This is a genomic window from Nioella sediminis (assembly GCF_001879695.1).
Taxonomy (GTDB): domain Bacteria; phylum Pseudomonadota; class Alphaproteobacteria; order Rhodobacterales; family Rhodobacteraceae; genus Nioella; species Nioella sediminis.
The window spans coordinates 1-13,601 of the sequence record NZ_MNBL01000159.1; the positions used below are offsets into that span (position 1 = coordinate 1).

Genomic DNA, 13,601 nt, shown 5'->3' on the forward strand with positions numbered 1-13,601 from the left:
GGGGTTCGCCGGATCGACCGCCGATGCCTTTACGCTTCTCGAACGTCTGGAGGCCAAGCTGGAGGCAACGCCCGGTCAACTGGCCCGCGCCAGTGTGGAACTTGCCAAGGACTGGCGGACCGACAAGTACCTGCAAAAACTGGAAGCGATGCTGATCGTCACCGACGGGCGCGATCTGTTTGTCATCACCGGCGCGGGCGATGTGCTGGAACCCGAGCACGGGATTGCAGCGATCGGATCGGGCGGGAACTATGCCCTCGCTGCGGCCCGCGCGATGATCGACGGGGACATGGGCGCCGAGGATATCGCCCGCCGCGCCATGGCCATCGCCGCCGATATCTGCGTCTACACCAATGGCAACCTGACGGTGGAACGGATCGGCGCATGACCGGCGTCAACCGCGACGATATCCGCGCCGCCGTTGGCGCGGGCATGATTTCCGAGGCCCAGGCCGCGTCCCTTGTGGCACTGTCCGACGCAAGGCGCGGGGTGCGCGAACACATGACCGGGCTTGATGAACCGTTCGAGCTGTACAAGGGCTTCAACGAGATTTTCATCGTCGTGGGTCTGAGCATCTTTTTCGCAGGCTGGCTCGGGCTGACCGGGCTCAGCCTGTTCGAGATCACATCCATCGGCTACATCGCCACGATGGTCTATGCGGCTCTGGCCGCGGGGGCGGTCATTCTGCTGGCCCGCTATTTCACCCTCAAGCGCCGGATGGTTGCGCCGTCCATTGCGCTGGCGATCTTCTTTGGCATCTCGACGGCGCAGTTCGGCATGGGTCTCAGCTGGATGCTTCGGGGGGACCTGCCGATGACCCTGACACTTGGCGCCGGTCTGTCCACCGTGTTGCTGTGCATCTATTACGCGGTGTTCCGTGTGCCCTTTGCCATGGCTCTGATCGCGCTTGGCGTCTTCGCCACCTGCTTTGGCATCATCGCGATCGGCGGCACCCTGCCCGATGATCCGCGCGACCTGTTTCTTCTGTCAGCCGAAGGCCCCTTCGCCGTCCTGACCATTGTGCTTGGCCTTGTCGGGCTTGCCGTCGCACTGCGCTTTGACATGAGCGACCCGCATCGCGTCACACGCCGGTCGTCCAGCGGCTTCTGGCTGCACGTCATTGCCGCCCCCGCTATCGTCAACACGGTTTCCCTGACGCTCTTTGATATCGGCACCGTCACCGCACAGCTGATGGTCCTGGTGTTCGTTCTGGCCATGGCGATCTTTGCCATCGCCATCGACCGCCGATCCTTCCTTGTGTCCGGTGTCGGCTATATCGTGGCGCTGGCCTTCACGGTGATGGAAGGCGCGGCTTTCCTGTCCATCTTCATGCTTGGCCTCGTGCTGATCGTCCTCGGCGCGCAGTGGGAAAACATCCGCCGCGCCATCATGAACACGCTGCCGGGTTTCCCCGGCAAAACCCGCCTTCCCCCCTGGGACATTCTGACCCCTGAGGAGCCAATAACGTGACCGACCTAACCCCCCGCGAAATCGTGTCCGAGCTGGATCGTTTCATCATCGGCCAGAAAGATGCCAAACGTGCCGTGGCCGTGGCCCTGCGCAATCGGTGGCGGCGTAAACAATTGGGCGACGACCTGCGGGACGAGGTCTATCCGAAGAATATCCTGATGATCGGCCCCACAGGCGTGGGCAAGACCGAGATCAGCCGCCGTCTGGCGAAGCTCGCCCGCGCGCCCTTCATCAAGGTCGAAGCCACCAAGTTCACCGAGGTGGGTTATGTCGGCCGCGATGTAGAACAGATCATCCGCGATCTGGTCGATGCCGCGCAGATCATGGTGCGCGAACACATGCGAGAAGAGGTCAAGGCCAATGCCCATGAGGCCGCCGAGGAACGTGTGATCGAGGCCCTGGCTGGCACCGATGCCCGCGAACAGACGCGCGAGATGTTCCGTCGCAAGCTGCGCTCGGGTGAACTGGACGACAAGATGATCGAGCTGGAGATTGCCGATACCTCCAGCCCCATGGGCGGCATGTTTGAAATTCCCGGCCAGCCCGGTATGGGCGCCATGGGCGGCGGCATGAACCTGGGCGATATCTTCGGCAAAGCCTTCGGCGGTCGCACCGTGAAACGGCGGATGACGGTCGCCTCCAGCTATGACGTGTTGATCGACGAAGAGGCGGACAAGCTGCTGGATCAGGAAACCGTGACGCGCGAGGCGGTGCGCGCGGTCGAACAGAACGGCATCGTCTTCATCGACGAGATCGACAAGGTCTCTGCCCGGTCCGACGCACGCGGCGCGGATGTCAGCCGCGAGGGCGTGCAGCGCGACCTGCTGCCGCTGATCGAGGGCACGACCGTCAGCACCAAGCACGGGCCGGTCAAGACCGACCATATCCTCTTCATCGCCTCGGGCGCCTTCCACATCGCCAAGCCCTCGGACCTTCTGCCCGAATTGCAGGGGCGCCTTCCGATCCGGGTGGAACTGCGGGCGCTGACGGAAGAGGATTTCGTGCGGATTCTGACGGAAACCGACAACGCCCTGACCCGGCAATACACCGCCCTGATGGCCACCGAAGAGGTCACCGTTACCTTCACCGAGGATGGGATCAAGGCACTTGCTGCAATTGCCGCCGAGGTGAACACCAGCGTCGAAAATATCGGCGCGCGGCGGCTTTATACGGTGATGGAGCGGGTGTTCGAAGAGCTGAGCTTTACGGCCCCGGACCGGGGAGGTGATGCCGTTGTCGTGGATGCCGCATTCGTGGAAAAGAATCTGGGCGAGCTGATGCGCTCTGCCGATCTGGGGCGCTACGTGCTATAGGCGGGCAAACGCCCTGTTATTCCGGTTCTTTGCCCGTGACTCGTTTCCTTCTGGCCGCGCTTCTGTTTCTGACAGCCGCCTGCGGAACACCGCCGAATATCGCCATGGTCACCCGCACCGTTCCGGATGCCGGGGTGCGAACCGTTTTCGTCGCCACAAATCGCGCATTCGAGGATCAGAACTTCACTGCGGGTCGGGAAAGCGGGGTGGAGTACGCTCGGTTTGATGTCTCTATTCCGCCGAATCGTGACTTGGGTGAGGTAACTTGGCCTCGGGGCCAGGTCCCTGACCCGACAACCGATTTCGTCGTGACGGACGCTGGCAGCTATCCCAGCCCAACGGCTTTTCGTGCCGATATTCGCACGGCGCTGAATGCGCTCCCGCCTGAAGATCAGGAGGTCGTGGTGTTCGTTCATGGCTACAACAACAACTTCGCGTCCGGTCTGTTCCGTATTGCGCAGATGGCACATGACTATGACGCGCCCGGCCTGACCGCGCATTTCGCCTGGCCGAGCGCGGGCAACCCTTTCGGCTACGTGTTCGACCGGGAAAGTGCGGCGTTTTCACGGGATGCTCTGGAACAGTTCCTGCGCGATCTGCACGCTGCAGGGGCGCGGCGCATCCTTTTGGTGGGACATTCGCTTGGTGGCCATATCACCATGGAAACCCTGCGCCAGATCCGCATTTCAGGCGATGACGCCGTCTTGCAGTCCCTGTCAGGGATTGTGCTGATCTCACCCGATATCGACATAGAAGTGTTCCAGAGCCAGGCACGCGCCGTGGACCCGCTGCCGCAGCCTTTCGTCGTCTTTACCTCGGCCAATGACCGCGCCTTGCGCTTGTCGGCAGGCATCACCGGGCGTCAGAACCGGCTTGGCAATCTAGGAACGGCAGAGGATGTGGCCGAGTTCAACATTCTGCTGGTCGATATCTCTGCCTTCCGATCCGGTGTCGGGGACTGGACCAATCATTCGACTCTGGTCACGTCGCCTTCGCTGATCCAGATGTTTCAGGGCCTGCCCGATATTGGCACGGGAAGCGGGGATATCCCGATTGATCTGGTCTCCGGGACGGTTCTGACGGTCAGGAACGCCACGCAAATCCTGTTGTCGCCGGTGGGACAATGACCGCCGCACTGGCTTTCCTGCGCGAAAACAAGGCGTTTCTGCTGGCCGGGGCCTTGCTGAGTTTCACGTCGAGCTTTGGGCAAACCTTCTTCATCTCGATCTTCGCGGGCGAGATCATGTCCACCTTTTCCCTGTCTGACGGGGATTGGGGATTGATCTACTCGCTCGGCACCACGGCATCGGCCATCGTCATGGTCTGGTCCGGGGTTCTGACCGACCGGCTGCGGGTCAGGGTGCTGGGGGCCATTGTGTTTGCCGGGCTGGCCTTCGCCTGTCTGTTCATGGCGTTCAATCCCTATGCGGCGCTGCTGCCCCTGTCCATTTTCCTTCTGCGCTTCACCGGGCAGGGCATGACAAGCCATATTGCGATGGTCGCCATGGCCCGCTGGTTCGTGGCAACGCGGGGCAAGGCGCTGGCCATCGCCGCATCCGGCTATGCCGTGGGCGAGGCGATCTTGCCGGTGCTGTTCGTGGCCGCCATGACCCTGATCGACTGGCACTATCTGTGGATGGTTGCAGCCCTTTTCATCTTGCTGATGTTGCCGGTGATGCAGAGACTGCTGCGCCAGGAACGTACCCCGCAATCGCTTGCTGAAGGCGACACTGCGCTTGGCATGGACGGGCGGCACTGGACCCGAAAGGAGATGCTGCGGCATCCGCTGTTCTGGTTCGTGCTGCCCTCGATCCTGGGGCCATCGGCCTTTGTTACCGCGCTGTTTTTCCAGCAGGTGCATCTGGCTGAGGTCAAGGGCTGGAGCCATGTGGGCTTTGTCGCGCTGTTCCCGGTCTACACGGGCGTATCGACGCTGTTCATGCTGTTGGCGGGGTGGGCAATCGACAGGTTCGGCACCAAACGTCTGATGCCTTTCTACCAGATCCCGATTGCGATCAGCTTCGTGGTGATGGCAAGTACCGAGTCGCTTTGGGGTGCGGCGCTTGCCTTTGCCTTGATGGCAATGACAACGGGGGCAAATTCGACGCTTCCCTCCGCCTTCTGGGCGGAGTTCTACGGCACGCGCCATATCGGCGGGATCAAGTCCATCGCCACGGCTGCGATGGTCCTTGGCTCTGCCATCGGGCCTGCAATTTCGGGGGTGCTGATTGATCGGGGCATCACATTCCCCGAGCAGATGTTGGGAATCACGATGTGGTTCCTGCTGGCCTCTGGTCTGATCTGGTTCGGGGTGACGACCGCCGCCCGCAGCCTATCGCGCCCGGCGTAGATAGACGTAATACGCCCCTGTGCCGCCATGGCGGATATGTGCCTCCCGGATATCCAAGACTACGCGACCAAGCGGCGGCATGTGCAGCCAGTTTGGAACCTGATGTTTCAGCACCCCGCGCCGGATCGGGATGGGGCCGGGATCGTCGCGGTCCTTGCCTTTTCCGGTGATCACCAGAACCAGCCTGAGACCGTCCTCATGCGCACCGAGGATAAACCGTGTCAGAACCGGGTGCGCCTGCGCCAGTGTCATCCCGTGCAGGTCGATCCGCGCCTCGGGCTTCAGCTTGCCGCGCAGCATTTTCTTGTGGGTGCCGTGATCCATCCTCACCGGGGCATGGGCCAGCCGTTCGGAAACCGACGGCGCGAGCTGACTGCCGGGCATTGCGCTGGTCGCGGCCTCCCCAATGCGGAAATCGCTGACCTCGAAGCTTTGCTTGTGCTTCGGTTTCGAGTGGTGCCGGTCGGGTGTGGGGGCGAGATCTTCCTTCGGCTTCTGGGGCCTCGCGGCGGTGACCGTTCGCGTCACGGCGGACCACAGCTTGCGATCTTCCGCGCTGAGGGTTCTGGGCCTTCTTCGCGACATATCAGGCGTCCGGAACCATCAGGTTGGCCAGCTCGATCGGCATCAGCACGATCATCCGTCCGGGGTCGCGGATACGGCCAGCCTCCAGCCCGGCCTCATCCCCGAAGCCATAGAACACATCAGCCCGTTGTGCGCCTTGGATCGCAGAGCCTGTGTCCTGAGCGATCATCAGCCGGCGCAGCGGGCTTTCGCCATCCTTTTCAATCCAGACCGGTGCACCAAGCGGGGTGAACCGGGGATCGACCGCAATCGAGCGCATAGGCGTGATGGATCGGTTCATCGCGCCGAGCGGCCCGTCATCCGGGTTTCGCGTGCGGATGACGCGGAAAAACACATAGGACGGGTTGTGATAAAGCAGTTCGCGCCCCGCTGTCGGGTTACGCCGCACCCAGGACCCGATGACCTGCGCGGAGACCTGATGCGGCTGATAGATACCGCGGCGGATCAGCTCCTGTCCTATGGACCGGTATTCATGCCCATTGCGGCCAGCATACCCCACACGGATCACGCGGCCATCAGGCAGACGAATGCGGCCAGACCCCTGAATTTGCAGAAAGAACAGCTCGACCGCGTCATCGACCCAGGCAATTTCCAGCCCCTGGCCTTCCAGCAGCCCGTCCTGTTCAATCTCTCGCCTTGTGTGCCAGGGTTCCACCACATCTGGCGGCATTCGATAGACAGGGAACCGGTAACGAGAGGTTGGGGTCAACGACCCGCTCAGTTCCGGCTCAAAATAGCCCGTGAAAAGCGCGGGTTCATCACCACCGATCAGGACAGGACGAAAGAACAGCTCAAAGAAAGTGCGGGCATTGGGCTGCTGCTGCGCCACGGCGCAAAGGCGCAGCCATTCGCCGTCATTCATATCCGGGCAGGTGTTCAGAAAGACCTCAAGCGCAGCTTGATGATCGTCCTCGGCCCATCCGTCGAGATCGTCGAAACTGAGTATCTGTGCGTTGTGCTGTGCCATTACCGGGGCACAAAACAGGGTCGCGGCGGACAAGACCAGAGAAAAAAGCCCGCCGCGCATGGGGGGTCACCCGCCGGTTGCGACCAGAACCCAGTTCGGATCGGAACTGCCCATCTTGCGCCCGAAGGTCCAGACATCGCGCTGGCGCTTGATGGCATTGGGGTCGCCTTCGACCAGTTCACCCGCAGCGTTGCGCACGGCAGAGGTCAGCTCGCCCACGAAACGCACGGTGACTTCGGCCATATTATCGGCGCGGTCAAAACTTGCGTCCTGCAAGGCCAGTTCCCGCACTCCGACGAAATTCGCGTCGATGGACAGACCCTGTTCTTCGCGGTTGCGGATCACCTCTTCGAAGGTTTCCATCACGTCATCGGCCAGGAACGGGCGCAGCCCTTCGACATCGCCGTTTTCAAAGGCCATAAGGATCATCTCATAGGCACCACGGGCACCTTGCAGAAACTCCGATACGGAAAAGCCGGGCTCTGCCATCTTCATCGCGGCAAGCGCCTTGGCGGCATCGGTACCGTCATCCACATGATCGGTGATATCGCGATCGGGGCCGCCCTCGATCACCTCGAAATCCCGACGCGCGGGACTGCGGCGCGCGGGCGCTTCCGCCTGCGGGTTCTCGTAACCGTCCCGCGTGCCAAGAACGCTGCGCAACTTCAGGATCAGGAAAATCGCGATCCCGGCCAACACCAGAAGCTGCAGTAGGGAATTCATGTCGGAACCTCTTTCGGGCGGGTGGGGTTAAATCTTGCGGCTCGATGGCACATATGTAGGCGCGGGGGGCGGTCAAGTCCATGTGCCAACCGCCGCTGTTGTCGAAGAAAGGACGCAAGATGTGGCTGTTTTTCCTGTTTATCGGCGTGCCGCTGATTGAAATCGCCCTGTTCATCCAGGTGGGCGGGTTGATCGGGCTGTGGCCAACACTAGGAATTGTGGTGCTGACGGCGGTTCTGGGGTCCATGCTGGTGCGGTCGCAGGGTGCTCAGGCGATGGCCAATCTTCGTACCAGTTTCAACGACTTGAACGATCCAACCGAGCCATTGGCGCATGGCGCGATGATCCTGTTTTCTGGGGCGCTTCTGTTGACGCCGGGGTTTTTCACCGACGCGCTTGGCTTTGCGCTGCTGGTTCCGGGCTTTCGCAATCTGGTGCTTCGAGAGCTGCGCAAAAGGATCAAGGTTGAATCGGTCGTTGCCGGGCAGCAGCAATGGACGCAAACACGTCAAAGCCCCGATGTGATCATCGAAGGCGACTATGAAGTTGACGAAAACCCGCCGCGAAACGGGCCTTCCGGGTGGACTCGCCATTGAGGCAGCCGAATTCACCTGATAAACCGCCTGCAACCTTTTAAACCCGGAGATACAGATGGCCGAAGAAAACGGGACCCAAGCCCCCGAAGGCGCAGCGCAGGCCCCCGTCCTGCCCAAGATGCAGGTCCTTGCCCAGTTCATTCGCGACATGTCTTTCGAGAACATCGCCGCCCAGAAATCCCTTCAGGGCAACACGCAGCCTGAAATTCAGGTGCAGGTCGGTGTCGAAGCGCGCAAGCGCCAGACCGAAAACCAGTACGATGTTGTCGTCAAACTGAAGATCGACAACAAAACCAAGGATGATGGCGCGCAGATTTTCCTGATCGAGCTGGATTATGCCGGCGTGTTCCAGATCGAAAACGTGAACGAGCAGCAGCTTCATCCGTTCCTGCATATCGAATGCCCGCGCATGCTGTTCCCGTTCATCCGGCGCATCGTGTCCGACATTTCGCGTGACGGTGGCTATCCGCCGCTGAACCTCGACAACATGGATTTCGTGCAGATCTATCGCAACCAGCTGGCCCGCGTCGCGCAGACCAAGCCGCACGCGGACGCGTAATCAGCCGAACTTCTTCCAGACAGCGCCGTCGCCCATCTCCTCTACAAAGGATGCATGGGCGGCGGCTTCTTCTTGGGTGATCCTTGAGGGCAGTGGATTGGGCCGTGGTTTCGGGCGCCAGGCTTCGGTCGGCTGGCCTGTCGAACTGGTTTCGACCCGCGCAGACAGCGCAAAATCGGGCTGACGCCCGCCAATCAGTTCCAGATAGACCTCTGCCAAGATCTCGGAGTCGAGCAGCGCGCCATGCAGAGTTCGTGACGAATTGTCGATCCCGAAGCGGCGGCAAAGTGCATCCAGAGACGCTGGCGAGCCGGGAAATTTCTTGCGCGCGATGGCAAGCGTATCGACGGCGCGTTCCCATGGGATCTGCGGCAGGTTCAGCCAGCGCAACTCCGCGTTCAGGAATTTCATGTCGAAGCTGGCATTATGGATGACCAGCTTGGAATCCATGCCCACGAAATCGAGGAATTTCTGCCCGAAGGCCGAGAAGACCGGTTTGTCCTTTAGCGTCACCTCTCCGGGGTTCGGGCCGCGGGGGCCGGATTCCAGCAGGTCAGGGCCGATACCGTGCACGCCAAACGCCTCGTCCGGCATGGACCGTTCCGGGTTGATATAGACGTGAAACGTTTCGCCCGTGGGTAGGTGATTATAGAGCTCGATCGCCCCGATCTCGACGATCCGATCCCCTGATTCAGGGTCGAATCCGGTGGTTTCAGTGTCGAGCACGATTTCACGCATGGTGTTCCCCGGTCAGCCTTTCGATCAGTTTCATCACGTCCGCACGGGTGCTGTCCAGATCATAGGTCTCGATCACGAAATCAGCACGGGCGCGTTTCTCGGCATCGGGGGTTTGCCGGGCGAGGATGGAGGCGAACATCTCCTCAGTCATCGTTTCCCGTGCCAGCACGCGCCTGCGCTGTTCTCCCGCATCGACCGAAACGACAAGCACCCCGTCCATGTTGGCGGCCGATCCGGTTTCGAAAAGCAGGGGGATGTCCAGAACGATCAAAGGCGCATCGGTGTTGGCGGAGATGAAGTCCGCTCGGTCAGCGGCGACAAGCGGGTGCACGATTTTTTCCAGCTGCGCCAGCGCCGTGTCATCCCGCGCGATCCACTCTTTCAGCGCGTCACGGTCCACTTTGCCAATCGCAGTTGCGTCGGGACAGATTCTGCTGATCGGCTCAACAGCTGCACCGCCCTTGGCATAGATCCGGTGCACGGCGGCATCCGCATCCCAGACCGGCACACCCGCGTCGCGGAAAAACTGGGCTGTGGTGGATTTCCCCATCCCGATAGAACCGGTGAGGCCGAGAATATAGCTCATTCCCCCAACACCACCGCGCGCAGGTCGTCATCCACCTCCGGTTTCACACCGAACCAGCGTTCGAACCCCGGTGCGGCCTGATGCAGTAGCATTCCCAATCCGTCGACGGTATGACAACCACGCGCAGCGGCCTCTTCCAGCAGTTCCGTCCGCAAAGGGGTGTAGACGATGTCATTCACGACCGTTGCCGGGTTCAGCCTGTCCAGGTCGATATGAAGGGGTTGCTTGCCGACCATCCCAAGCGAGGTGGTGTTAACCAGCAAAGCAACCTCATCCAGCACGTTGGGAATCCGCGTCCAGTCCGCGACATGGACCTTGGCGCCGAAATGATCCTGAAGGGCTTCCGCCCGGGCGCGGGTGCGATTGACCAGAAACACATGCGGACAACCGTCAGAGAGAAGGGCGGAAACCACCGCCCGCGCGGCCCCTCCGGCCCCAAGCACCAGCGCAGGCCCTTCGGAGGCGGACCAACCGGGCGTATATTGCCGAATGTTCTCCATGAAACCGACGCCGTCGGTATTATCAGCCTGCAATTTCCCATTCGCCGTATAGGTCAGCGTATTGGCCGCACCGATCAGCGCCGCGCGGTCGGTCACGGAATCTGCGATCTGCAGCACGGTTTCCTTGTGCGGAATCGTGACGTTAACGCCCTTGAACCCCAGATCGGGCAACAGGCGCAGCGTGTCGTGCAGCCGTTCGCGGGTGACGTGCAAAGGCACGTAATGCCCGTCGATCCCGTAGCGCCACAGCCAGTGGCCATGCAGACGAGGAGAGCGGCTATGCGCAATCGGGTCGCCGATCACCCCGGCCAGCAACAGCTTTTCCGTCATCCTTCGATGTCTCCTCTTTGGGTCAGGAACCCGATGAGTTCCAGAAGTGGCAGACCCAGAACGGTAAAGTAGTCGCCTTCGACGCGGCTGAAAAGCCGTGCGCCCTCTTCTTCCAGCTTATAGCTGCCCACACTATCCCCGATCCCCGGCCAGTTCCGGGCCAGATAAGCCGCCAGATAGTTGTCAGTGATGTCGCGCATCAGCAGACGGACCTGACCGACATAGCGCCAGACAGGCTCGGCCCCGGAATAGACGACAACGGCAGAGAGTAGCTTGTGCTGCTTGCCACGCAGCGCGCGGAGGTGGTCGGCTGCATCCTCCTTGCTGGTGGGTTTCGACAGAATCTGTCCCTGAAATTCCAGTACCTGATCCGATCCGATCACCGTGGCCTCTGGGTGCTTTTCAGCGATCTTGCGAGCTTTGAACTCTGCCAGGGCATCGGCCACATCGCGCGGGGTTGCTTCCTCGGCCAGCAAAGCGGCCTTGATGGCGTCCTCGTCAATGCGCGCGGGCAGGGCGGTGAATGGGATACCGGCATTGGTTAGCAGCGTCTGCCGGATGGCGGAGCTTGAGGCCAGAATGATCTGCGTCATTGGATAACTCTATGAACAAGTCTGGGGCCAAGCCCGGGAATGGGTTCTGTATATCTTCGACTTCCCTGGTCATCCAAGCCCGGATCGCCCTTCCACGGTGTTTTGCCCAAGTGTTTTCCACGGGGACAGTTCATCACCAGTTAGACGGGGATTGGTTTGATGTTGCTGGAGTCAGGCACAGATTGTCCCATGGTTGTTCACATGAGGTTTCCTCATAAATACCTGATATTAAATAATTATTATCCATACTCCACAGGCTTGATCCATGAAAGTGCGGGGGACAAAGACCTGTGGAAAACCCTCTGAGTTCTTTCGGTCAAACCCGGTTTTCCCAGTTATCCCCGGTACAACAACCACATCATCTTTTCTTTTAAATAAATATATTTATTGAAGGAGGCAGAGAACGGAGCGACCCATGATCGGTGATTTTCTGGCGGCAGCCTATCCCTGGACCAAGAGCCTGCATGTGATGTCAGTGCTCGCCTGGATGGCGGGGCTGTTCTATCTGCCGCGTCTCTTCGTCTATCACGCCGAACAGGTGGGTCAGGGCAATGATACCGACCAGCTTTTCCAGACCATGGAATACAAGCTGCTGCGGGTGATCATGAACCCCGCGATGATCGCCACCTGGATCTTTGGCCTCGCGCTCGTATTCACACCGGGGATCGTCTACTGGGGCGATGTCTGGCCCTGGACCAAGGCCGCAGCAGTGCTGGGGATGACGTGGTTTCATCATTGGCTGGCCCTGCGTCGCAAGGACTTCGCCAAGGGCGAGAACAACCGCACGGGTCGGACCTATCGGATGATGAACGAGGTTCCGACGCTGCTGATGGTGGTGATCGTCATTTCCGTCATCGCCAGGCCGTTTTCCTAAGCCCGGTTGACTTGGCCGCGGCCTTTCCTTATCTCGCTTGTCAACTTGGCCGTCCGGCCTTGCTGTTTCCCTATGAATACCGACACGCGGCATGCCTGAAACAGGGCAGGGCCAGCCAAGGGACTATTTTCCATGACTACTGAAACTCTGAACCTGGCTGATCTGAAAGCCAAATCTCCTAAAGACCTTCTGGCGATGGCCGAAGAACTGGACATTGAAAACGCCTCGACCATGCGTAAGGGCGAGATGATGTTCCAGATCCTCAAGGAGCGCGCAGAAGAGGGGTGGGAGATCTCTGGCGACGGTGTGCTGGAGGTTCTGCAGGACGGGTTCGGGTTTTTGCGTTCTCCCGAGGCAAACTATCTGCCGGGCCCCGATGACATTTATGTCTCGCCCGACATGATCCGGCAGCATTCCTTGCGGACCGGTGATACGGTTGAGGGTGTGATCCACGCCCCGCGCGAAAACGAACGCTACTTCGGGCTGGTGAAGGTCGCGCAGATCAACTTCGAAGATCCCGAACGCGCCCGCCACAAGATCAACTTCGACAACCTGACGCCGCTCTATCCCGATGAGCGGCTGAAGATGGAAATTGACGATCCGACGATCAAGGATCGCTCCGCCCGCATCATCGACCTTGTGTCGCCGATCGGGAAAGGTCAGCGGTCGCTGATCGTCGCGCCGCCGCGCACGGGTAAGACGGTTCTGTTGCAGAACATCGCGACCTCGATCGAGAAGAACCACCCGGAATGCTACCTGATCGTGTTGCTGATCGACGAACGGCCGGAAGAGGTGACGGACATGCAGCGGTCTGTGAAGGGTGAGGTCATTTCCTCGACCTTCGATGAACCCGCGACGCGCCACGTGGCTGTTGCGGAAATGGTCATCGAGAAAGCCAAGCGTCTGGTGGAACACAAGCGTGACGTGGTGATCCTGCTCGACTCCATCACCCGTCTTGGCCGCGCCTACAACACCACGGTTCCGAGCTCCGGCAAGGTGCTGACCGGTGGTGTGGATGCGAACGCCCTGCAACGCCCCAAGCGCTTCTTCGGGGCTGCGCGGAATATCGAAGAAGGCGGGTCGCTGACCATCATTGCCACCGCGCTGATCGACACTGGCAGCCGCATGGACGAGGTGATCTTCGAAGAATTCAAGGGCACCGGTAACAGCGAAATCGTGCTCGACCGCAAGGTCGCCGACAAGCGCGTCTTCCCGGCGATGGACATCCTCAAGTCCGGCACAAGGAAAGAGGATCTGCTGGTCGATTCCAAGGACCTGCACAAGACCTTCCTGTTGCGCCGGATCCTGAATCCGATGGGCACAACAGATGCCATCGAGTTCCTGATTTCCAAGCTCAAGCAGACCAAGACGAACGCCGAGTTCTTCGATTCAATGAACAGCTGACCCCGCGGAGGGG

The 13,601-nt window shown here is 60.4% G+C and carries 16 protein-coding genes; 9 read left to right on the top strand and 7 right to left on the bottom strand.

What is annotated here, in order from left to right:
* From hslV to BKY26_RS17635, 5 genes are all read left to right on the top strand, one after another.
* A partial coding sequence (gene hslV / locus BKY26_RS17615; RefSeq protein ID WP_071691685.1) for an ATP-dependent protease subunit HslV occupies positions 1-388 on the top strand: 388 nt, incomplete at its 5' end.
* Entirely contained in the window at positions 385-1,470 is a 1,086-nt protein-coding gene (locus tag BKY26_RS17620) for a hypothetical protein (protein WP_071691686.1), read from the top strand. The genes hslV and BKY26_RS17620, both read left to right, overlap by 4 nt.
* Positions 1,467-2,783 (top strand): ATP-dependent protease ATPase subunit HslU, encoded by a 1,317-nt coding sequence (gene hslU / locus BKY26_RS17625; protein WP_071691687.1) that lies wholly within the window; start codon positions 1,467-1,469, stop codon positions 2,781-2,783. Before BKY26_RS17620 ends, hslU begins: the two co-directional genes overlap by 4 nt.
* 35 nt (positions 2,784-2,818) lie before the next feature.
* Entirely contained in the window at positions 2,819-3,910 is a 1,092-nt protein-coding gene (locus BKY26_RS17630; RefSeq protein ID WP_071691729.1) for an alpha/beta hydrolase, read from the top strand.
* Positions 3,907-5,133 carry an MFS transporter gene (locus tag BKY26_RS17635; RefSeq protein WP_071691688.1) on the top strand — a complete coding sequence of 409 codons (1,227 nt, stop codon included), beginning with the start codon at positions 3,907-3,909 and terminating at the stop codon, positions 5,131-5,133. The genes BKY26_RS17630 and BKY26_RS17635 overlap by 4 nt, the downstream gene beginning before the upstream one ends.
* On the opposite strand, the gene BKY26_RS17640 is transcribed toward BKY26_RS17635, so the two are convergent.
* From BKY26_RS17640 to BKY26_RS17650, 3 genes are all read right to left on the bottom strand, one after another.
* A complete protein-coding gene (locus tag BKY26_RS17640; protein ID WP_071691689.1) occupies positions 5,116-5,718 on the bottom strand; it encodes a Smr/MutS family protein in 603 nt (200 codons plus the stop codon). The genes BKY26_RS17635 and BKY26_RS17640 overlap by 18 nt on opposite strands.
* A 1-nt stretch (position 5,719) precedes the next feature.
* On the bottom strand, positions 5,720-6,685 hold the full coding sequence (gene mltA / locus BKY26_RS17645; RefSeq protein WP_227435083.1) for a murein transglycosylase A: 966 nt from the start codon (positions 6,683-6,685) through the stop codon (positions 5,720-5,722).
* 66 nt (positions 6,686-6,751) lie between these two features.
* On the bottom strand, positions 6,752-7,408 hold the full coding sequence (locus tag BKY26_RS17650; protein ID WP_071691691.1) for a Tim44/TimA family putative adaptor protein: 657 nt from the start codon (positions 7,406-7,408) through the stop codon (positions 6,752-6,754).
* Between the two features lie 119 nt (positions 7,409-7,527).
* On the opposite strand from BKY26_RS17650, the gene BKY26_RS17655 reads away from it, so the two are divergent.
* Together BKY26_RS17655 and secB are read left to right on the top strand one after the other, a co-directional pair.
* The gene (locus tag BKY26_RS17655) at positions 7,528-8,004 is read left to right on the top strand and encodes an FxsA family protein (protein ID WP_071691692.1); all 477 of its coding nucleotides are present in this window, start codon (positions 7,528-7,530) and stop codon (positions 8,002-8,004) included.
* Between the two features lie 55 nt (positions 8,005-8,059).
* Complete coding sequence (gene secB, locus BKY26_RS17660) at positions 8,060-8,563, top strand: protein-export chaperone SecB (protein WP_071691693.1); 504 nt, start codon at positions 8,060-8,062, stop codon at positions 8,561-8,563.
* Here secB and dnaQ read toward each other — a convergent pair whose 3' ends face one another.
* From dnaQ to BKY26_RS17680, 4 genes are read right to left on the bottom strand one after another with little or no spacing between them, the layout of a single operon-like run.
* Positions 8,564-9,301 carry a DNA polymerase III subunit epsilon gene (gene dnaQ / locus BKY26_RS17665; RefSeq protein WP_071691694.1) on the bottom strand — a complete coding sequence of 246 codons (738 nt, stop codon included), beginning with the start codon at positions 9,299-9,301 and terminating at the stop codon, positions 8,564-8,566. It abuts the gene before it with no gap.
* Entirely contained in the window at positions 9,294-9,887 is a 594-nt protein-coding gene (gene coaE / locus BKY26_RS17670) for a dephospho-CoA kinase (RefSeq protein ID WP_071691695.1), read from the bottom strand. The genes dnaQ and coaE overlap by 8 nt, the downstream gene beginning before the upstream one ends.
* On the bottom strand, positions 9,884-10,717 hold the full coding sequence (locus BKY26_RS17675) for a shikimate dehydrogenase (protein WP_071691696.1): 834 nt from the start codon (positions 10,715-10,717) through the stop codon (positions 9,884-9,886). The genes coaE and BKY26_RS17675 overlap by 4 nt, the downstream gene beginning before the upstream one ends.
* On the bottom strand, positions 10,714-11,310 hold the full coding sequence (locus BKY26_RS17680) for a Maf family protein (protein WP_071691697.1): 597 nt from the start codon (positions 11,308-11,310) through the stop codon (positions 10,714-10,716). The genes BKY26_RS17675 and BKY26_RS17680 overlap by 4 nt, the downstream gene beginning before the upstream one ends.
* 415 nt (positions 11,311-11,725) lie before the next feature.
* Between BKY26_RS17680 and hemJ the strand changes: the two genes are divergently transcribed.
* Both hemJ and rho read left to right on the top strand, forming a co-directional pair.
* A complete protein-coding gene (hemJ, locus tag BKY26_RS17685) occupies positions 11,726-12,184 on the top strand; it encodes a protoporphyrinogen oxidase HemJ (RefSeq protein ID WP_071691698.1) in 459 nt (152 codons plus the stop codon).
* Positions 12,185-12,316: 132 nt separating this feature from the next.
* On the top strand, positions 12,317-13,588 hold the full coding sequence (rho, locus tag BKY26_RS17690; RefSeq protein ID WP_071691699.1) for a transcription termination factor Rho: 1,272 nt from the start codon (positions 12,317-12,319) through the stop codon (positions 13,586-13,588).
* Positions 13,589-13,601: the final 13 nt, after the last annotated feature.